A 19964-nucleotide genomic window follows, 5' to 3' on the forward strand; every position below is an offset into this window, starting at 1 on the left:
GTCCCCCGTTTCCTGCCAGATGACTAGCGCATTGCGCGGCGAATGGCGAGGCTGCGACGGGGCTGTGCCGCCCGCACTGGCAGCCCGGGCCGAATGGTGACAGAATGGACCCTTGTGATCCAATGCACGTAAATCCGAGGCAAGTATGGTTCCCCATTCGAAAAGCGGCTCTGGCGAGCGCGTTGTGCTGAGCATGAAATGGGGCAAGCTCTATCCGGCCAGCTATGTGAACGTGCTTTATAATGCCTGCCGCCGGAACATCACCGGGGATTTCCGCTTTGTCTGCCTGACGGATGACGCGACCGGGCTTGGCCCCGATATCGAGGCCTATCCGATCCCCGATCTGGGGCTGAGCCCCGGCATGTGGAAAAGCGGCGCCTGGGCTAAACTCGGGGTGTTTGAGCATGATCTTTACGGGCTGAAGGGGCGCGCGCTTTTCATCGACCTTGATATGGTGATCTGCGGCGCACTGGACCCGTTTTTCGACCATCCGGCGCCGGTCCTGACCACGGATATGGGCGAGGGTTGGGGGCGGCCGTCGCGGGCCAATGCGCCCCGGGAGGCCGGGACCTGCATTTTCGCCTTTACGCTCGGCGCCGAAGGCCAGATTGTCGACCGCTTTACCGCAGACCGCGAAAAGGCGGTGCGCGACCATGTGATCGAGCAGAACTGGGTCGGGGCCGAAGCCAGCGCGATGGAGTATTGGCCCGATGGCTGGGTGATCAGCTTCAAGCGGCATTTGCGCCGACCAATTGGCCTGGATCTGTTTTTGCCGCCCAAAGCGCCGCCGGCATCTTCCAAGGTGCTCGCCTTCCATGGTACGCCGCGCCCGATTGACCTTCTGCGCCCGGGCAACCGGTTCTGGGACAGGTTTCCGCATATGGGCCATGGCCAGGTGCGCTGGATGGCGGAATACTGGGTGGAAAACGGCGGCGATCTGCCGCGCTGATCCTCAGCCCTTAGGGGCGGGAAAGCGCCCTTTGCGGGTCAGATAGACCAGCTTTCCGATCATATTGCGAAAACGCAGCCCATATAGCGGCAGCCGCCGATACCAGGTAAATTTTCGTACATCGCTGTGCGACTGGCCGGTGATGGTGCTGGAATTCCCGTCATCGACATGGCTGGGAAAGGGTTCTAGGCCGTAATGGCGGAAGTCATGGATATGGACGCGGTCGAGTTCGTGGTCGATGGGCCGGGTGATCGGCAGTATCCCGGGCAACAGCCGCGCCACCAGATCGCGGCGGATCAGATAGGCGCCAAGCCCCGTCGCGGGGCCGAGATAGGCGTTAAGATCCCAGGTGCCGAGCTTTTTCTGCCGCAAGGGCTGTTTGGCGCGGATCTTGTTGAGCTTCAGGAAATCCCAGTCGGCCTTCGCGGCCAACGCCGTTTGCAGCGCGGTCATGAATTCGGGGTGGAAGACGACATCATCCTCCATCACCAGCGCCACATCCCTGCCGGAGTCGAGAAACGCCTGCCAGACCGCGATATGCGAATGGTAGCAGCCAATCTCGCCCGGAAGCACCTCGCGGCCCACATTGCGGCGAAAGGCAGGAAGGTCGACATTCTGCACCAGCCGGTCCCATTCCGCGCGGCCATCGGTGGCCTCGTGCAGGCTATAGGGCAGGTTCAGCGCGGAAAGCTGTGCCTCCATAGCTGCGCGCCGCTGTGCTGATCGTGGCAAGTTGATCAGCCAGGCGCCGAAATCGGGCAATGCTTGCGGATCGGGCAGTGCTTGCGGATCGGGCAGAGCTTGCGGGTCGGGCATGGTCACTCCTGTAGCGGTCAGATCAGGCTGGCGAAGGGCGGCAGGGCGGCGTTGGCTTCAGAGATGACCTCAGGCCGCGCGGGCCAGGTGACGGTGAGATCGGGATCATCCCAGGCGATGCCGCGCCCGTGACGGGAGATATAAGCGGGCGCCATTATATATTGAACCACCGCGCCGGGCGTGAAGCTGAGAAATCCATGCGCAAAACCTTTGGCGCTATAGATGCCGTTTATGCGCGCCGCATCAAGCTCCACCGCGTGGCACGTGCCGCGCGACGGCCCGGGGCGCAGATCGACCGCCACATCCCAGACCCGTCCGGCAACACAGCGCACCAGCTTTTGCTCGGCGAATTCGCCGGCCTGGTAATGCAGACCGCGCAGCGCATGGGCCAGGGTGTTGGTCGAGAGATTGACCTGCACCGGCTGAAAATCCACCCCCGCCGCGAGAAAGCTGTCACGGCAGAAGACCCGCGCGAACTGGCCGCGCGCATCCTCATGCGGATCGGCCTCGACTGTGATCAGGCCGGGCAGGGGCGTGGGGTTCAGCCTCATCCGATGTGCAGCGCCGGGATCGCGGTGACGAATTCTCCACCCCATGCGCGGATCTGCGCCTGCTGGTCGCGGACCTCGGCTGCGATGTTCCAGGGCAGGATCACCAGGTAATCCGGGCGGCGGGCGGCGATTTCCTCGGGCGCGAAGACCGGGATATGGCTGCCCGGCAACAGGGTCGCCTGTTTCTCGGGGTTGCGGTCGACGACAAAGGCAATGTCATCCGCGCCGATGCCGGCCACGTTGAGGAAGGTGTTGCCCTTGGCCGCCGCACCATAGCCCGCGATGGTCTTGCCGTCTTCACGCGCACGCGCCACGAAGGCGCGGAAGGCGCTTGTGATTGCCGCGACCTTGCCGGCGAGATCGCCATATCCGGCAGCCTGATCCAGCTTCAGGCGCGTCTCTTCCGCCGCGACCTCTGCGAGGCCCGGCCCCGGCTGATGCGCGCCCTTATGGCCGACAAAGACCCGCAGCGAGCCGCCATGGGTTGGCAGGCGTTCGACATCGAAGACCTCCAGCCCGGCCTCATCCATCAGGCGGCGCACGAAGGTCAGCGACAGGTAGGAATAGTGTTCGTGATAGATCGTATCGAACTGTACCTGTTCGATCAGCCGCGCCAGATGCGGAAATTCAAAGGTCGCAACGCCTTCGGGGTTCAGCAGCACCCGGAATCCGGCAGCGAAATCGCGGATATCGGGGACATGGGCCAGCACGTTATTCGCGGCCATCAGGTCGGCGCCATGGCCCTCTTCACGCAGCTGCCGCGCGGTCGCTTCGCCGAAGAACGCGACCCGCGTGGGCACGCCCTTTGCCTCGGCAAGGCTTGCGGCATGGCCGGCGGGTTCGACCCCATGCACCGGGACACCATCCGCCACGAAATGCTGCAGCAGATAGCCGTCATTCGACGCGATCTCGACCACCTTCGACTGCGGGCCAAGTCCAAACCGCGCCGTCATCGCGGTGGCATAGCGGCGGGCATGATCGACCCAGCCCTGGGAAAAGGACGAGAGATAGGCATAGCCATGCGAAAAGATCGCGTCCGCAGGCACGGTCTCGGTCGTCAGGGCAAGCCAGCAGCTGTTGCAGACCATGACATGGAGGGGAAAGTGTCGCTCGGCGGCAAGGGCGCCGGCATCCCCTGCGGGCAGGCAGCTGTTTGCAAGCGGGGTCTCGCCCAGATCGACGCGCGTCTGGGTCAGGTCTGCATTGCAAAAGCGGCAGGAACGGGTCACGGGCGGATATCCTCGTAAAGGGCAATCTGGTGGTCGGTGAGCGCGGTCACATCCTGCCCCTCCGCCCAAGCGGCATACCAGTCAGCGGTGAGGCCGATGGTCCGGGCGGCGTCAAGGCGCGGCGTCCAGCCAGGCACCTCCTGCGCCAGCGCGGAGTTGATGCCAAGGAGCGCCATCTCATGCGGGCCGGTCTGGCTGTCCTGCGCGAAAGCGGTGGGGCGGCCCATGGCCGAGAGCAGGCGGTTCGTCAGCGCGCCGACCGCGCCCGGCTCTGCCCCCTCGGCAGGGCCGAAATTCAGCGCATCGGGCAGGGGCGCGTCACCTGTCATTGTCTCAAGCAGGGTGAAATAGCCGTCAAGACATTCCAGCACATGCTGCCAGGGCCGGGTCGAGGCGGGGTTGCGCAACACCGGCACCTCATCTGCGGCCAGCGCACGGATGATATCGGGGATCAGCCGGTCCTCCGACCAGTCGCCGCCGCCGATCACGTTGCCGCCCCGCGCGGTCATCAGCCGGGGGCCAGCCTCTGTGCAGAAAGACTGCCGCCACGAGGCCACAGCGATCTCGGTCGCGGCTTTCGAGGCCGAATAGGGGTCATGCCCGCCCAGGCGGTCGCCTTCCGCGTAGGCACGGCCGGAGCCGTCATTCTCATAGACCTTGTCCGAGGTGATCACGAGCACCGCGCGCGGGCGTTCCAGCCGCTGCAGCGCGTCAAGCAGATGCAGCGTGCCTATGACATTGGTGGCAAGTGTCGCTACCGGTTCAGCGTAAGACCGTCGCACCAGCGGCTGTACGGCCATAGGCAGCACCAGATCGGGTTGCGCCTGTGCCACGGCCTCGCCAACCGCCGCCGCCTCGCGCAGATCGACCAGATGCGAGGCCGCGAGATGATCCTCGCCCGGAAGCGTCGAGAGGTTCGGCCCCGGCTCCGGCGTCAAAGCGAGACCGGTCACCACCGCGCCGCGCCGCGCCAGCCAGCGGCCCGTCCAGACGCCCTTGAACCCGGTATGTCCGGTCAGGAGAACGCGCTTCCCGGCCCAGAAGTCCTTCGCGGAACCAGAGGTCACGACCAGATTTTCCAGGGCGCGGCCCCACCGGCCCAGAGCTTTTCCAGATGGTTGCGGTCGCGCAGTGTGTCCATCGCGTGCCAGAAACCGGGATGGCGCCAGGCCAGCAACTCGCCATCGCGGGCGAGGCCCTCGAGCGGATCTCCCTCGAAAGGTGTCGGATCGCCCTCGATCCGGTCTAGGACCTCGCGCTCCAGCACGAAAAAGCCGCAATTGATGCGGCCCTCATCTCCGGGCGGCTTTTCGATGAACCGCTCCACCTGGCCGCTTGCGGTCATCTCAAGCGCGCCATAGCGGCCCGGAGGCGTCACTGCCGCGATGGTCGCAAGCTTGCCATGGGCGCGGTGAAAGGCGATTTCCGCCGTGATATCGATATCCGAGACCCCGTCGCCATAGGTCATGCAAAAGGTCTGGCCAAGCCAGGGTTTTGCCCGCTTCAGCCGCCCCCCGGTCATCGAATTCTCGCCTGTGTCAATCAGCGTGATGCGCCAGGGTTCGGCGACCGAGCCGTGATAGGTGATCTCGCCCGTCCGCGCATCGACCGTCATATCCGAGCTGTGCATGACGTAATTGGCGAAATATTCCTTGATCATATGGCCGCGATAGCCAAGGCAGATCACGAAATCGGTGATGCCGTGATGGGCATAGATCTTCATGATATGCCACAATATCGGGCGGCTGCCTATCTCGATCATCGGCCTCGGTTTCAGATGGCTCTGTTCCGAGATCGGGGTGCCAAAGCCCCCTGCCAGGATAACTGCCTGCATGGCAGCCCCATATCCATCGCCCGCTATGTAGAATATCGCGGGCGCGGATGACACCCTCCGGCGCGGATGGGGCTGTGTCTTCGGCGGTCCTCAGCTTTTCCGGGGGGAGGCCCCCGGTCATTCGATTGGTAAGCCGGGCGGCAGATATGCAATAGCGTGGACTGGCCGGACCAGCGGGGGCGGCAAGAATGGCAGGAGGATCTGATGGGCGCGGTACAAAGACAGGGCATGGCGGCGCTGATCACCCTGATGAGCCTTGCGCTCGCCGCAGGGCTGGCGCTCTGGCTGCCCTGGGGGATCGCCGGGACCGCTGGCTTAGGTGCGTTTTGCATCCTGATGTGGGCCAGTGGCGCAGTGCCGGAACATCTCACCGGGCTGATCTTCTTCGCGGTGGCGATCCTGAGCGGGCTGGCTTTGCCCGAAGTGGTGTTGGGGGGCTTTTCCTCCTCGACCTTCTGGCTGTTGTTCGGAGGGATGGTGATGGCGGCCTCGATCCGCTTTACCGGGCTCGGGCGGCGGCTGGCGCCGCTTCTCGGGCGGCTGACGGGGCAGAGCCTTGGCGGCATCGTGGCGACGATCGTTGCGGTGGGGGTGGTGCTGTCTTTCGTGCTGCCCTCGTCGATGGGGCGGATCGCGCTGTTGTTGCCGGTGGTGGCGGCGCTGGCGGATCACCTCGGATATGCGCAGGGGCGACCGGGGCGGATGGCCATGCTGATGGCGGCCACGTTCGGGACCTGCCTGCCGGCCTATGCGATCCTGCCCGCCAATCTGCCGAACATGATCCTTGCGGGCAGTGCCGAAAGCCTCTGGCAATATCACATCGGCTATTTCGATTATCTCTGGCTGCATTTTCCGGTTCTGGGCGCGCTGAAGGCGGTGCTGCTGGTGGTGGTGATCCTGCGCCTCTATCCCGATCAGCCACCCGGGCGTCCGGAGCGGCATGAGGCGCCATCGGCCATGAGCCGGGCCGAGATCGCGCTTCTGGTGATCATCCTTGCGATGCTGGGCCTGTGGCTGACCGATGCGCTGCATCACATCTCGCCGGGCTGGATCGCGCTGGCGGGGGCGGTGATCTGTCTCTGGCCGGGCGCCGGGCTGACCGGGCCGAAATGCCTGAATGAGGAAATCGGCTACGGGACCCTGTTCTTCGTGGCGGCGATCATGGGGCTCGGGGCGGTGATTGCGACCAGTGGGCTGGGCGAATGGATCGTCGGTCAGGCATCCGGGCTGATCGGGCTCGCTCCGGGCCAGCCGCTGCGCAGCACCCTGGCGCTTGGCGCGATCGCGACGCTGGTGGCGCTGGTGACCAATCAGCCCGGCGTGCCACTGGTCATGACCCCGGGCGCCGGCCATCTGGCAGAGGCGACCGGTCTGCCGCTGGCCACGGTGCTGATGACCCAGGCACTTGCGTTTTCCAATGTGATGCTGCCGTTTCAGGCGCCGCCCCTGATCATGGCGGCCCAGACCGGCAATCTGCCGATGCGCGAGATGACCCGGATCTGCCTCATCCTCTTCGGGCTGACGCTTCTGGTGCTGACGCCGCTTGATCTGGTCTGGTGGTGGTGTCTCGGCATGTTTCCGCTATCGTAACCACGATGGATATCCATGAGCTGCGCAGTTTTATCGCCGTGGCGGCGGCGGGCAGTATCACCCGCGCCTCGGAACAGCTTTGTCTGAGCCAGCCGGCGGTCAGCGCCCATATCAAAGCGCTGGAGGAGGAGCTGCGCCTGGTGCTCTTCCGGCGCAATTCGCGTGGGATGGGGCTGACCGAGGACGGCGCCCGGCTGCTGTCCCAGGCCGAAGCGATCCTGGCGGCGCATCGCGATTTCCTCGCCAGGGCGCAGCTTTTGCGCGGGCGACTGTCCGGCCCGCTGCGGATCGCGGGCGGCGGCAATTCCGATCCGGAACCGCCAGGCCTTCTGGTCAGCGCGCTTTCTGCCCGACATCCGGAAATCGCGGTGACCCTGGTACAGGCGAGCAGCGGTGAGGTGATCCGCGGGCTGCGGGAGGGCAATTTTGACGCAGGGTTCTTCAATGCGCCCGCGCCGGACGGTGGCGCGGAGGATCTGAGTGATCTGACGCAGCGGGTGGTGGGGCGGTTCAGCATCTGGCTTGCCGCGCCGAAAGGCATGGTGGCGGATCCGTCCGATCCCGACTGGCAGGCGCTTGCGGAACAGGCCTGGATCCTGCCCTCCGAGCGCCCGAGCTGTTGTGGCCTGGCTGGCGAGGCGCTTTTCCTGCGCCACCAGTTCCGCCCGCGCCAGGTGATCGGGATCGACCGCGAGGCCGCAACCCGCAGCCTGATCGCAAGCGGGGCCGGTCCCGGCTTTCTCCATGACAGGCCAGCGTTTGCCGCGCGCGACAATGGCGAGCTGGAGCTGATCTGCCAGGCCGGGCAGGGCGGTGATGTGGTTTTCGCAACCCTCGCCAGTCGGGCGGAAGAGCCGCTGATTGCTGCCACAGGCGCAATCGCAGATGATCTCTGGCCGTGATCGCGCAGCAGCCAGAGCCCAAAACAGATAACAAATGAAAAAAGGCCGGGACATGATCCCGGCCTTTTCCATAGTTACTACGCTTTGAGGCCGGGCGCTCAGAGGCTGCGCTGGATCTCTTCGCGTTCGAAGATCTCGATCACGTCGCCCTGACGGATATCCTCGTAGCGTTCAAACGCCATACCGCATTCGGTGCCGGACTGGACCTCTTTGACCTCGTCCTTGTGGCGCTTCAGCGTTTTCAGCGTGCCTTCATGGATCACCACATTGTCACGCAGCAGACGCACGCCAGCCGAACGGCGGGCAATGCCTTCGGTGACCAGACAGCCTGCGACATTGCCGGTGCCGGTGATGCGGAAGACCTCGAGGATCTTCGCATAGCCGATGAAATGCTCGCGGATCTCGGCCTTGAGCATGCCCGAAGCCGCCTGTTTCATATCATCCAGCAGATCATAGATGATCGAATAGTAGCGGATCTCGACGCTCTTTTGCTGCGCCGAAGCGCGGGCGGTCGCATTGGGACGCACGTTGAAGGCAAGGATCGGCGCGCCCGAAGCATCGGCCAGGCCCACATCCGAATCGGTGATAGCCCCGACGCCGTAATGCAGGATCCGGATCCGGACCTCGTCATTGCCAACCTTTTCAAGCGCCTGGACAATGGCTTCCGCCGAGCCCTGGACGTCTGCCTTCACGATCACCGGCAGCACGGCCACATCCTTGTCAGCCTTGGCTTTCGCCATCAGCTGTTCCAGCGTGGTTGCAGCACCGGCAGCCGCACGTTTGTCCTTGGTCGCTTTCTCGCGGTAATCGGCGATCTCACGGGCCTGGGCCTCGGATGCCACCACGTCAAGCGTGTCACCAGCCGAAGGCGTCCCATCAAGGCCAAGAACCTCGACCGGAACCGAAGGACCGGCTTCAAGCACGGTCTCGCCCTTGTCATTCACAAGCGCGCGGACCTTACCCCATTTCTCGCCGACGACGAAGATATCGCCCTTCTTCAGCGTGCCGTTCTGCACGAGAACCGTCGCCACCGGGCCGCGGCCGACATCCAGCTTGGCCTCGACCACAGCCGCGCGGGCGGCCCGGTTCGGGTTGGCTTTCAGGTCAAGCACTTCGGCCTGGATCGCGATGGCTTCGAGCAGATCGTCAATGCCCTGGCCGGTATGGGCCGAGACCTCGACATCCTGCACATCGCCCGACATCGCCTCGACGACGATCTCGTGCTGCAGAAGATCGGTGCGCACCTTGGTCGGATTGGCCGAAGGTTTGTCGATCTTGTTGATCGCCACGATGATCGGGACTCCCGCCGCTTTCGCGTGGGAAATCGCCTCGACCGTCTGCGGCATAACCGCGTCATCCGCCGCGACCACCAGCACCACGATATCCGTCACCTGGGCGCCACGGGCGCGCATCGAGGTGAAGGCCGCGTGGCCGGGCGTGTCGAGGAAGGTGATCAGCTGGCCGTTCGGGGCTTTCACCTGATAGGCGCCGATATGCTGGGTGATGCCGCCGGCTTCACCCGTGGCCACGGTGGCCTTGCGGATCCTGTCCAGGAGCGAGGTCTTACCGTGGTCGACATGGCCCATGATCGTCACAACCGGCGAGCGGGTGATCAGGTCATCGGCTTTGTCCACAACGGTGTCGATCGACTGTTCAACGTCAGCATCCGAGACGCGGACTGCACGGTGGCCGAATTCCCCGATCACCAGTTCAGCCGTATCGGCATCAATGGATTGGTTCATCGTGACCATCATGCCCATTTTCATCAGCGATTTGACGACATCGGCGGCACGTTCGGCCATCCGGTTCGCCAGTTCGCTGATCACAATGGTCTCAGGCAACTGCACATCGCGGGCCTGCTTCTCGGGCTTCGAGAAGCCCATTGCCTTCTGGCGGGCCTTTTCCTGCTTGCGCTTCATCGCAGCAAGGCTGCGCTGACGTCCGCCTTCTTCATTGGTCGCAGCCGAGAGTGTCAGCTTGCCGGCACGGCGGTCGCCTTCGCCGCGACGTGCGGCGCCGCGATCGGTGTCGCGATTCTCACGCTCGCGCTCGGTCTTGCGCGGCGTGGTGGCCGGGCGCGGGCCGGTGGCGTCGGTTGCACCGGGGCGCGGACGGCTCTGACCGGCGCCGCGATCTGCGGGCACGCCCGGATCGGCTTCGGCTGCGGTCTTTGCCGGCGCTTCGGGGGCTGCGGGCTGACGGCGCTGCGTGCCAAGCACATCAGCCTTGCGGGCTGCGGCTTTGGCCTTAGCCTCTTCCTCGGCCTCGCGCTTGACGCGCTCTTCCTCTTCGGCTTTCGCCCGGAGAGCGGCCTCGCGCTGGCGATCCTCGCGCTCTTTCGCCTCGATTTCCTCGCGGCGGCGCTGGCGTTCCTCTTCGCGTTCTTTTTCCTCGGCAGCCCGTCTGGCTGCATCTTCCTGCTCGCGTGCTTTGGCACTGCGCAGAGCGTCGAGGCGGCGCTGCATTTCAGCATCAGAGATGCCTGCGGGCCGTTTCGACGGGTCGCCCAGATGCGACGCGCCGGCCCCGCCGGCAGCCGTACCGGGCTTTGCCTGGGCAGGCACCACAACGCGCTTGCGTTTGGTCTCTACGACCACCGCATGGGTGCGTCCGTGCGAGAAGCTTTGCTTCACCGAACCGGAACGTGGGCCACCACCGCCAAGCCCGAGGGGTTTTTTGCCGTCAGTATCGCTCATACGTCTTACATATCCTTCCCGGCGGATATCCCGCCGACATGCTCTGCGTCCGGTTCGCCCGATGGCGCCCTGAAGCCGGAGAGCCTTGCCGCTTCCTCTACTATGCGTGGACTGAGTCCACCAGCGGCAAGCGCCGCGTGTATTGCACGTTCACGACCGAATGCCAAACCCAATTCCCCGGCAGAAAGCCAGGAAATCAGGGTGTTTTTGCCTTCGGGGGGGCGCAGCTTGCTTTTGCCGCGTTCCGATCCGTCTTCTGCCTGGATCAGGACACGCGCGGTCCCCTTCACCAGCCACTCTTTCACCTTCTCATATCCGGTGACCGCATCGCCGGATTTGCGGGCCAGCGAGATCAGTTCGATCACCCGTCTTGTCAGCAGATCATGGACCGTATCTGCCAGGTCTTCCGGAGCCTTCACAGGGGCACGCGCCGCCCGGGCGAAGAGCCCCTTCTTCGCGGCTTTCGTCACCAGATCCCGGTCGGCCGAGACCCAGATCCCCCGGCCGGGCAGGCGTTCCAGAATATCCGGAACGATTTGCCCGTCAGGTCCGACGACGAAACGGACGAGGCCGGTTTTCGACCCCGTCTCGCCGGAAGCGATACATTTGCGCTCCGGCTCGTCCCTTGATTTATCCCGGCCACCGCGCGTCATCGCGGAAACTCCCGAGGCCTGAGATCAGGCCCCGGTCTCCTCTTCGCCGGTTTCATCTTCTTCGGTCTCTTCTGCCTCTGCCGGCATCATTTCGGTCGGGTCGACCCAACCCAGCATGACGCGCGCGGTCATGACCAGGTTCTGTGCATCATCAAGCGACACGCCGAATTTCTCGAGCAGGCCGTCGTCCTTCTTGCGCTGGCCGTTTTCCGTGGTCCAGCCGCCGGCCAGTTCCCAGTCGGCGCAGGTTGCGAAATCTTCCAGCGTCTTCACGCCGTCTTTACCCAGCACTTCCAGCATCTGGGGAGTGAGGCCCTCGAATTCAATGAGGCTTTCCTCGACACCCATCGCGCGGGCGGCTTCCAGAGCCTTTTTCGCCTGCTCTTCCAGGTAATCGCGGGCACGGGCCTGCAACTCGTCTGCGGTGCCTTCGTCAAAGCCGTCGATGGACAAAAGCTCGTCCTGGTCGACATAGGCGACTTCTTCGAGATTGGTGAAGCCTTCGGCCACCAAGAGCTGCGCCATCATCTCGTCCACGTCCAGCGTCTCCATGAAGAGCGCGGTGCGGGCGGCGAATTCGGCCTGGCGGCGGGTCGATTCTTCGGCTTCGGTCAGGATATCGATGTCCAGAGCCGTCAGCTGCGAGGCCAGACGCACGTTCTGACCGCGGCGGCCGATAGCAAGCGAGAGCTGCTCGTCAGGAACCACGACCTCGATCTTGCCGCCTTCATCGTCGAAGACGACCTTGGAGACCTGGGCCGGTTGCAGCGCGTTCACGAGGAAGGTCGCCTGGTCCTGGTTCCACGGAATGATGTCGATCTTCTCGCCTTGCAGTTCGTTCACCACGGCCTGGACGCGGCTGCCGCGCATACCGACGCAGGCGCCGACCGGATCGATGGAATTGTCATAAGAGATCACCGCGATCTTGGCGCGCGAGCCGGGGTCACGGGCGACGGCCTTGATCTCGATGATGCCGTCATAGATTTCCGGCACTTCCATCTTGAAGAGCTCGGCCATGAATTGCGGGTCGGTCCTGGACAAGAAGACCTGCGGGCCACGGACTTCGCGGCGCACGTCTTTGATATAGCAACGGATGCGGTCGCCGATGCGATAGGCTTCGCGGCCGATCTTTTCGTTGCGGCGCAGGATGCCCTCGCCACGGCCGATATCGACGATGACATTGCCATATTCTTCGCGTTTGACGGCGCCGTTGATGATGGTGCCCTTGCGATCCTTGAATTCGTCGAACTGACGATCACGCTCGGCCTCGCGAACGCGCTGCAGGATCACCTGTTTCGCCGATTGCGCGGCGATGCGGCCCAGATCGACCGGAGGCACTTCGTCAACGATCTCGTCGCCGATGGCCGGGTCTTTCAGGTAGTCTTTCGCCTGTTTGACAGTCAGCTGGGCGTGGTAATTCTCAACCGCATCATCCTCGACCACGGTGCGCACGCGGGTGAAGCTTGCGCGGCCCGTCTTGCGATCGATGGCGACACGGATGTCCATATCGGCGCCGTAACGCGATTTCGCCGCACGGGCGAGGCTGTCTTCCATCGCCTGGATCACCAGATCCGGGTCAATCATCTTCTCGCGCGCAACGGCCTCTGCGGTCTGCAAAAGCTCAAGCTGGTTGGCCGAGGTAATCGCCATTTGGGTCTCTCCCGCTCTCGTGTCAGGTTCTGGAAGTCAGTATTCGGTAGCGTCAGTGTTTCGTCTCGGGCGTGTCGGAAATGTCTTCCTCTTCGCCTTCGACTTCTTCGATCTCGTCAAAACCGCCCTCTTCGGGCAGTGCGACTTTGCGCTGGCGCAGCATCTCGGCGATCAGCTCATCCGTCAGGACCAGTTTCGCATCCGCCAGCCAGTCGAATTGCAGCCCGATGATCACAAGCTGACCGTGCTGTTCGATCTCGATCAGGATCTCGCCATCCTCGACGCCTTTCAGCTCGCCCTTAAAGCGGCGCTGGCCTTCGATCAGCTCGGTCGTCTCGATCCGCGCTTCCCAGCCGGCCCAGGCTTCGAAATCCTTCTCCCGGGTCAGCGGGCGGTCGATGCCGGGCGAAGAGACCTCGAGCACATAATTCTCTTCGATCGGGTCTTCGACGTCGAAAACCGCCGATACCGCAGTCGAGATTTTCGAGCAGTCTTCGACGCCGATGCCGCCCTCGGGTCTGTCGGCCATGATCTGGAGGGTGCGCTGGATCCTGCCCTGGCCGCCCATCAGACGGATGCGCACCAGTTCATAGCCGAGCCCCTCGATCACCGGAGTGGCGATTTCGGCGAGGCGGCGGTCAATGGCGGTTTTTGCGATCAGGTCGGACATGGCGGGCTCGGATATGCCTTTCGGGCGAAGGGTCTGGTGCGGTAACGGCAGGGCGGGGCGCGAAACAAAAAAGCGGGCTCAGCGGCCCGCTCATCTTTTCGGTAGCCCCGGGTTTGGACCCCGGCGCAGCTGTTGGAGCCTTATATAGGGCCAGTGACGTTTTCATGCAAGCGCTCAGTGGTCCGGCCACAGGTGGTGGCGGCGTCAGGGAGGCTCCGGCCAGCAAAACCAGGGCCTTAGCTGTCAGGACTGCGACGCGGCACCGGGGCGGTGGTCGCGAATCGGTGTGCCAGGCAGCCGGCTGCGCCGGGCAACAGAGGGAACAGTTTGGGATAAGCCTGCCACAACACGCTAAATCTGTGGTTCTCCGGTTGCTCTTGGCCAGGAATTTGCGATACTTGACCGGTTGGCGGAGGGTGATGTTTTGCGTAGCTTTTTTCCAGGACTCCCAGGGCGCCGGCTGGCGCGCGTCACGCTGATTGCGGGGGGCATTTCCTGTTTCGCGCTGGAGCCCGGCCAGGCGCTGGACGGGGTCGCGTTTGACGTGGTGGGCGCGGATAAAGACCTTACCAGAACCCTGCGGCAATCGTCGCTTCTGGTGGCGCAGGTCTCTGAAAAACAGACCGAGGCCGAAGATCTGTTTACCGCCGCGCGGGCCGATTACGGCCGCATCCTTGCCGCGCTTTACGCCGAGGGCTATTATTCGGCGGTGATCCGCATCACCATCGACGGGCGCGAAGCCGCGAATATCCCGCCGCTGGATGCGCCCTCTTCGGTCGGTGCGGTCAGCGTCTGGGTCGATCCCGGCCCGCGTTTCGAGTTTTCCGATACTGTGATCGACCCGCTGGCCAGTGATACGGTCCTGCCCGAGGAATTCACCCGCGGCGAGGTCGCCCGCGCCGGGGTGATTGAAGAGGCGGTCTCGGCCTCGATCCTGCAATGGCGCGAGCGCAGCCATGCGAAAGCAAAGGTCGAGCGTGAGGATATTACCGCCGATCACCGCAATAACACACTTTCGGCGCGGATCGGGATCCTGCCCGGCCCGTCCCTGCGGTTCGGCACGGTGACCGTCAAAGGCGCCGAACGGATGCGGGTGCAGCGCATCCTCAAAATCGCGGGCCTGCGCGAGGGCGAGAAATTCAGCCAGACCGAGCTGGACCGCGCCGCCAACCGGCTTCGGCGGTCAGGCGTTTTCTCGGCTGTGACGCTGACCGAGGGAGAGACACTGCAAAATGGCGGTCTCCTGCCCATCGAGATCTCGGTCACGGAACAGAAGACGCGGCGCTATTCCATCGGGGCTGAGCTGTCTTCGGTCGACGGGGTCGCGCTGACCGGCAACTGGATGCATCGCAATCTGCTGGGCGGCGGTGAGCGGCTCAAGGTCGAGGGCGCGATCAGCAATATCGGCTCGGGCGACAGCGGGGTGGATTACGAACTGGGCGTCACCATCGATCGCCCGGCTACGCTGACCCCGGACACCACGGCCGGGCTTCTGGCAAAGGTCGGCCATCTTGATGAGGTGGATTACTACGCCGATTACGCCGAATTCGGTCTGACCTTCACGCAATATTTCTCGGAACAGGTGACGTTCCGGGGCGGGCTTTCCTTCGAATATGTGCAGGGCGCAGATCCGACCGGCGATTTCCGCTACCGCAATCTCGCGCTGCCGCTGGGCGTGACCTGGGACCGCCGCGACAGCAGCACGGATGCGCGCAAGGGCTTTTATATCGATGCGACCGCCAAGCCGTTTTACGGGCTTGGCACCACCGGTTCGGGCGCGCGGCTGACCGCCGATATGCGCGGCTATCGCAGCTTTGCCGATAAGAAATACACCATCGCGGCGCGGATCCAGGGCGGTGCGATTGTCGGCAGCGACCTGCTGGAAACGCCGCGCGATGATCTGTTCTTCTCGGGCGGCGGCGGTACGGTACGCGGCCAGCCCTATCGCTCGCTCGGGATCGACACGCCGGACGGCTCCGGCGGCACCTATCTGATCGGCGGCACCGAATTCGCCGCCGCCTCGATAGAGCTGCGCGCGCGGTTTGGCGAAAGCTGGGGAGGCGTGGCTTTCGTGGATGCCGGCTATGTCGGCGCCGATGGCGACAGCGAATCCCATGCCGGCGCCGGTCTTGGTGTACGCTATGAGACGGGCTTTGGCCCGATCCGCTTTGACGTGGCGGCTCCGGTCAGCGGCAAGACCGGGGACGGCGTGCAGATTTACATCGGTCTGGGGCAGGCATTCTGATGCGCTATATTCCTCTGATTCTCCCGGTTGTTGCGCTTACCGTGCTGCCGGGCGCCCCTATCCATGCGCAGGACAGCGCCGCTGATGATCGCGGCTGGCTGACCGCCATGCTGGAAGACAGCCTTTCGGGGGCCGGGCGCAAGGTGACGATCACCGGTTTCGCCGGCGCCTTGTCCTCGCGCGCGACGATCCAGAAACTGACCATCGCCGATGATCAGGGCGTCTGGCTGACCATCGACAATGCCGCCCTTGACTGGAGCCGCACCGCGCTTTTGTCGGGCGAGGTGATCGTCAACGAGCTTTCCGCCACCTCGATCGTGCTGGACCGTATTCCGGCGGGCGATCCGGATGCCGTGTCGCCCGAGGCGGGGACCTTTGATTTCGCGCTGCCGGATCTGCCGGTCTCGATTGATATCGGCAAGGTCCAGGCCAACAGTATCGTGCTTGGGGAAAGCGTGCTCGGGCAGCAGCTTACCGGAACGCTGGCGGCGGAACTGCACCTTGCGGGCGGCGCCGGTACTGCCGATGTACTGATCGAACGTACCGATGACGGGCCCGAGGCGAAGATCGCGCTGAAAGGCAGCTATTCGAACGAGACGAAACAGCTGGCGCTTGATCTGGATGCACGCGAAGGCGCGGGCGGTCTGGTCGCGACTGCGCTGGATCTTCCGGGCAAACCCGCCGCCGGGCTGAGCGTCAAAGGTCAGGGCACATTCGACGATTTCGCCGCCGATTTCCGGCTGGAAAGCGATGGCGAGGAACGTCTGGCCGGGCCGGTTACGGTGAAAACCATCGAGGCGGGCACCGGGTTCGAGGCGCGTCTGACCGGCAATCCGGCGCCTCTGTTCCTGCCGGAATATGCCGAATTCCTCGGCGACAGCCTGTCGCTTGATGTGGCAGGCACCAGCCTCAGCAGTGGCGAGCTGGATCTGGGCGAGGTCTCACTGAAAGCGCGTTCGCTGAACCTTGACGGCAAGCTGAAGCTTGATGCCGGGGGGATGCCGTCTCTGATCAATCTGACCGGCACGCTGGCCAGCCCTGATGGCACCGCTGTGCTGCTGCCGATCTCTGGCCCGGTGCCGACACGGGTGCAGGATGCGGCGCTCGGGCTGCAATTCGACGCGGCGCAGGGCTCCGGCTGGACCATGCAGCTGAGCATGACCGGGCTTGACCGTGCTGACCTTTCGCTGGCCCGGGCCGGGGTGATCGGTGGCGGCACGCTGGACCGACAGGACGGCAAGCCGGGGATCGAAGGCACGCTGATGTTCGACGCCGAAGGCATCGGGCGGCTTGATCCCGCGCTGATCACGGCGATTGGCCCGAAGGCCACCGGACGCACCAGCTTCAGATGGCGCCAGGGCGACCAGTCGTTCAGCCTGCCGGAAATCACCCTCAATGGCAGTGATTACGGGCTGACCGGCACGCTCGATATTGCCGGGATCGGCGACGCGCTTTTGACCAGGCTTGATATGGTGGTGAAAGCCGGGGATCTGGGGCGCTTTTCGGGGCTGGCCGGGCGCCCGCTTGCCGGTGTGGCCGAGGTCGGGCTGAAAGGCACGGTGACGCCGCTGACCGGGGCGTTTGATCTTGATCTGAACGTGCTGGGCCAGGGGCTGAAATCCGGCATTGCCGAGGCCGACCGGCTGCTCGCGGGGCGTTCGGTCATCACAGCCTCGGCTCTGCGCGATACCACGGGCACCACGCTGCGCAGCTTCTCGGCCCAGGCGGCATCACTGAATGTCAGCGGCTCCGGCAAGCTGACCAGCCAGGGCGCTGATATCAAAGCCGATATCGACTGGAGCAACCTCGCCGATATCGGGGCGAATTATGGCGGCGGGCTGAAGGTCAGCGGCACGTTCACCGGTGATGCGGCCAATGGAACCGCAAGTTTCAGCGGCGAAAGCCAGGGGCTGCGCATCGGCCAGGCCGAGGTCGACCGGCTGATCTCGGGGCGCTCGGATATCAGGGCGACGGTGGCTCTGGTCGGCGGCGCGCCAATCCTGCGGGCGCTGAACCTCACCTCGCCCTATGTCACCGCCGAGGTGACGGGCGAGGGGGATCAGGGCGCGATGCGGGTCTCGGGGCGGCTGAGCGATCTTGGGCTGCTGGTCGCGGAATTCCCCGGGCCGGTGACGCTTTCGGGGCGGCTGACCCCGGCGGGGGGCGCGGATTTCGACAGCGATTTGCGGGTCCAGGGCCCGGCGGGGATCGATGCGCGGCTTACGGGGCGTATCGGCCCGGTGCCGGATCTGACAGTTACCGGCAGCGGCGAGGCAGGGGTGGCCAATCCCTTCACCGATCCGATCACCGTGGCGGGGCGGCTGGGCTATGACATTCGCCTTCAGGGCGGCTGGGGAGTGACGAATGCCGCCGGGCGGGTGACGCTCTCGAATGGCCAGCTGGCCGTGCCGGCGCGGGGGATCTCTTTCGAGCGGATGGCGGCGACGGCGGATCTCTCAGGTGGTACGGTGCGGCTTGCGCTGACGACTGATGTGACGCGGGGCGGGCGGATACGGGTCGACGGACCGCTGGCGCTGGCCGCGCCATTCAACGCCGATCTGACCATCCAGGCCGACCGGGTCCATTTGCGCGATGCCGAGCTTTACGACACTACCATTGATGCGGCGCTTGCGCTGAACGGGCCGCTGATGGGCGCGGCGCGGCTTTCAGGCACTGTGCAGATCGGCGAGACCGAGTTGCGCGTGCCCTCGACCGGCTTTGCTTCCGCGGCCGATATGGAGAAGATCCGCCATGTCGGGGATTCGAGCGCGGTGCGGGCCACCCGCGACCGGGCAGGGCTGGGGGCCGTACCGCCGGGCGGTGCTGCGGCAGAGGCCGGCTCTGGCATGCCGCCCTGGGCGCTGGACCTGGTGATCCAGGCACCGAACCGGATTTTCGTGCGCGGACGCGGGCTTGATGCCGAACTCGGCGGGCAGCTGCGCGTTGGCGGCACGCTGAACAATATCGTCCCCGCCGGCAGTTTCGACCTGATCCGGGGGCGTCTCGACATCCTCGGCAAGCGTCTTGTGCTGGATGTCGCGTCGCTGACGATGGAAGGCAGCCTCGTGCCCTATATCAATTTCCAGGCGAGCAACGTTTCGGATGAGGTGACCAGCACCGTGACGGTCTCGGGCCCGGCCAATGACCCGGAAGTGACCTTCTCCTCTGACCCGGAGAAGCCACAGGAAGAGGTTCTTGCCTGGCTTCTGTTCGGGCGTGGGCTGGATACGATCTCGGCCTTCCAGGCTGCGCAGCTGGCCAATGCGGTGGCCACGCTGGCGGGCCGCGGTGGCGAGGGGATCGTCAATAAACTGCGGCGCGGCTTTGGTTTTGACGATCTGGATGTCTCGACCTCGGCGGACGGGAATACATCGGTCAGCGCCGGGAAATATATCTCAGAGAAAGTCTATACCGAGGTCGGCGTTGATCAGTCCGGCAATACGCGGGTCAACCTCAACCTAAGCCTGAAGCCCGGTGTCACGGTCAAGGGCAGGGTCGACAGCGATGGCAGCAGCGGCATCGGTATCTTCATGGAGCGCGATTACTGAGGCCAGTCAGGCCAGCACTGAGGGGCCAGCACGGGCGGGCCAGTGAAAACGGAAAAGGGCCACCCTGGCGGGTGGCCCTTTTTCTGTCCGGCCTCACTGCGATATACCGCACAGCTGAAGGAGATGAGGCAAAAAAAAGAGCCAGCCCGAAGGCTGACCCTTTTAAGTTTCTGCGCGAGTTATGCGCAGTTGGCTCAGCTGTCGCTGCCGCAAGCAACGGCGCAGAGAACCGCAGCACCGATCAGCAGCGGGACGAGAACGCCACCGGTGCTCGAGGTGCGCTCGGTAACAACTACCGGTTCAACGTCGTCAACGACGACAACCGGGCCACCAGCGAAAGCAGCCGAGCCCACGAGGGACAGTGCGACTGCAGCAGTCATGACTTTCTTCATCGGAAACCTCCAGAACGACTCCACCTTTCGGATAGCATTTTTCTGCTCAGGACAAAAGCTAATCTCACGCGCTGAGCGGAAACTGTGGCAGCGGTGCAATGAATTCGCCCTGCGGATGCAGAGATCCGCCAATCCTGTCGGACTTAACCCTGAAAATGATGCTTTTTAAGGCCGAAAACGCGGAATTTGAGGGGGCGCTGGCAATCGTCGCGTGGCCAGGCCGGAGGGCGGTGGCGTTT

The 19964-nt window shown here is 64.2% G+C and carries 15 protein-coding genes; 5 read left to right on the forward strand and 10 right to left on the reverse strand.

Annotated elements, in window-relative coordinates; all coding sequences use genetic code 11:
- Positions 1-145: 145 nt before the first annotated feature.
- A complete protein-coding gene (locus tag AC4FS3_RS17850) occupies positions 146-949 on the forward strand; it encodes a hypothetical protein (RefSeq protein ID WP_491021651.1) in 804 nt (267 codons plus the stop codon).
- Positions 950-952: 3 nt separating this feature from the next.
- Here AC4FS3_RS17850 and AC4FS3_RS17855 read toward each other — a convergent pair whose 3' ends face one another.
- From AC4FS3_RS17855 to rfbF, 5 genes are read right to left on the reverse strand one after another with little or no spacing between them, the layout of a single operon-like run.
- The gene (locus AC4FS3_RS17855) at positions 953-1765 is read right to left on the reverse strand and encodes a glycosyltransferase family 25 protein (RefSeq protein ID WP_491021652.1); all 813 of its coding nucleotides are present in this window, start codon (positions 1763-1765) and stop codon (positions 953-955) included.
- Between the two features lie 17 nt (positions 1766-1782).
- Positions 1783-2316, reverse strand: a complete 534-nt coding sequence (locus AC4FS3_RS17860) for a dTDP-4-dehydrorhamnose 3,5-epimerase family protein (RefSeq protein ID WP_491021653.1) — start codon at positions 2314-2316, stop codon at positions 1783-1785.
- Positions 2313-3545, reverse strand: a complete 1233-nt coding sequence (locus AC4FS3_RS17865) for a methyltransferase domain-containing protein (protein ID WP_491021654.1) — start codon at positions 3543-3545, stop codon at positions 2313-2315. The genes AC4FS3_RS17860 and AC4FS3_RS17865 overlap by 4 nt, the downstream gene beginning before the upstream one ends.
- Positions 3542-4612 carry a CDP-glucose 4,6-dehydratase gene (gene rfbG / locus AC4FS3_RS17870; protein ID WP_491021655.1) on the reverse strand — a complete coding sequence of 357 codons (1071 nt, stop codon included), beginning with the start codon at positions 4610-4612 and terminating at the stop codon, positions 3542-3544. Before rfbG ends, AC4FS3_RS17865 begins: the two co-directional genes overlap by 4 nt.
- On the reverse strand, positions 4609-5379 hold the full coding sequence (gene rfbF / locus AC4FS3_RS17875) for a glucose-1-phosphate cytidylyltransferase (RefSeq protein WP_491021656.1): 771 nt from the start codon (positions 5377-5379) through the stop codon (positions 4609-4611). The genes rfbG and rfbF overlap by 4 nt, the downstream gene beginning before the upstream one ends.
- Before the next feature lie 204 nt (positions 5380-5583).
- Here rfbF and AC4FS3_RS17880 point away from each other — a divergent pair, with 204 nt between their 5' ends.
- Complete coding sequence (locus AC4FS3_RS17880) at positions 5584-6969, forward strand: SLC13 family permease (RefSeq protein WP_491021657.1); 1386 nt, start codon at positions 5584-5586, stop codon at positions 6967-6969.
- A 5-nt stretch (positions 6970-6974) separates the two neighbouring features.
- Complete coding sequence (locus AC4FS3_RS17885) at positions 6975-7871, forward strand: LysR family transcriptional regulator (RefSeq protein ID WP_491021658.1); 897 nt, start codon at positions 6975-6977, stop codon at positions 7869-7871.
- A gap of 98 nt (positions 7872-7969) precedes the next feature.
- On the opposite strand, the gene infB is transcribed toward AC4FS3_RS17885, so the two are convergent.
- Genes infB through rimP form a run of 4 tightly spaced genes read right to left on the reverse strand, consistent with a single transcriptional unit; the run spans position 7970 to position 13540 of the window.
- On the reverse strand, positions 7970-10567 hold the full coding sequence (gene infB / locus AC4FS3_RS17890; RefSeq protein ID WP_491021659.1) for a translation initiation factor IF-2: 2598 nt from the start codon (positions 10565-10567) through the stop codon (positions 7970-7972).
- 5 nt (positions 10568-10572) lie between these two features.
- Positions 10573-11220, reverse strand: a complete 648-nt coding sequence (locus AC4FS3_RS17895; RefSeq protein WP_198836727.1) for an RNA-binding protein — start codon at positions 11218-11220, stop codon at positions 10573-10575.
- Positions 11221-11244: 24 nt separating this feature from the next.
- The gene (gene nusA / locus AC4FS3_RS17900) at positions 11245-12870 is read right to left on the reverse strand and encodes a transcription termination factor NusA (protein WP_092895700.1); all 1626 of its coding nucleotides are present in this window, start codon (positions 12868-12870) and stop codon (positions 11245-11247) included.
- 52 nt (positions 12871-12922) lie between these two features.
- Positions 12923-13540, reverse strand: a complete 618-nt coding sequence (gene rimP / locus AC4FS3_RS17905; RefSeq protein ID WP_198836726.1) for a ribosome maturation factor RimP — start codon at positions 13538-13540, stop codon at positions 12923-12925.
- 424 nt (positions 13541-13964) lie between these two features.
- Between rimP and AC4FS3_RS17910 the strand changes: the two genes are divergently transcribed.
- A complete protein-coding gene (locus tag AC4FS3_RS17910; RefSeq protein WP_491021660.1) occupies positions 13965-15785 on the forward strand; it encodes an autotransporter assembly complex protein TamA in 1821 nt (606 codons plus the stop codon).
- A complete protein-coding gene (locus AC4FS3_RS17915) occupies positions 15785-19333 on the forward strand; it encodes a translocation/assembly module TamB domain-containing protein (protein WP_491021661.1) in 3549 nt (1182 codons plus the stop codon). The genes AC4FS3_RS17910 and AC4FS3_RS17915 overlap by 1 nt, the downstream gene beginning before the upstream one ends.
- 194 nt (positions 19334-19527) lie before the next feature.
- On the opposite strand, the gene AC4FS3_RS17920 is transcribed toward AC4FS3_RS17915, so the two are convergent.
- Positions 19528-19725 (reverse strand): hypothetical protein, encoded by a 198-nt coding sequence (locus AC4FS3_RS17920; RefSeq protein ID WP_198836724.1) that lies wholly within the window; start codon positions 19723-19725, stop codon positions 19528-19530.
- Between the last annotated feature and the right edge of the window lie 239 nt (positions 19726-19964).

Source organism: Pseudogemmobacter sp. TB195 (genome assembly GCF_058313095.1).

What these genes read in the sequence shown, in the direction of transcription:
- AC4FS3_RS17850 (WP_491021651.1), top strand. Translation starts at nt 146, where the DNA reads ATGGTTCCCCATTCGAAAAGCGGCTCTGGCGAGCGCGTTGTGCTGAGC.
- AC4FS3_RS17855 (WP_491021652.1), bottom strand. Translation starts at nt 1,765, where the DNA reads ATGCCCGACCCGCAAGCTCTGCCCGATCCGCAAGCACTGCCCGATCCG.
- AC4FS3_RS17860 (WP_491021653.1), bottom strand. Translation starts at nt 2,316, where the DNA reads ATGAGGCTGAACCCCACGCCCCTGCCCGGCCTGATCACAGTCGAGGCC.
- rfbF (WP_491021656.1), bottom strand. Translation starts at nt 5,379, where the DNA reads ATGCAGGCAGTTATCCTGGCAGGGGGCTTTGGCACCCCGATCTCGGAA.
- AC4FS3_RS17880 (WP_491021657.1), top strand. Translation starts at nt 5,584, where the DNA reads ATGGGCGCGGTACAAAGACAGGGCATGGCGGCGCTGATCACCCTGATG.
- AC4FS3_RS17885 (WP_491021658.1), top strand. Translation starts at nt 6,975, where the DNA reads ATGGATATCCATGAGCTGCGCAGTTTTATCGCCGTGGCGGCGGCGGGC.
- infB (WP_491021659.1), bottom strand. Translation starts at nt 10,567, where the DNA reads ATGAGCGATACTGACGGCAAAAAACCCCTCGGGCTTGGCGGTGGTGGC.
- AC4FS3_RS17895 (WP_198836727.1), bottom strand. Translation starts at nt 11,220, where the DNA reads ATGACGCGCGGTGGCCGGGATAAATCAAGGGACGAGCCGGAGCGCAAA.
- nusA (WP_092895700.1), bottom strand. Translation starts at nt 12,870, where the DNA reads ATGGCGATTACCTCGGCCAACCAGCTTGAGCTTTTGCAGACCGCAGAG.
- rimP (WP_198836726.1), bottom strand. Translation starts at nt 13,540, where the DNA reads ATGTCCGACCTGATCGCAAAAACCGCCATTGACCGCCGCCTCGCCGAA.
- AC4FS3_RS17915 (WP_491021661.1), top strand. Translation starts at nt 15,785, where the DNA reads ATGCGCTATATTCCTCTGATTCTCCCGGTTGTTGCGCTTACCGTGCTG.
- AC4FS3_RS17920 (WP_198836724.1), bottom strand. Translation starts at nt 19,725, where the DNA reads ATGAAGAAAGTCATGACTGCTGCAGTCGCACTGTCCCTCGTGGGCTCG.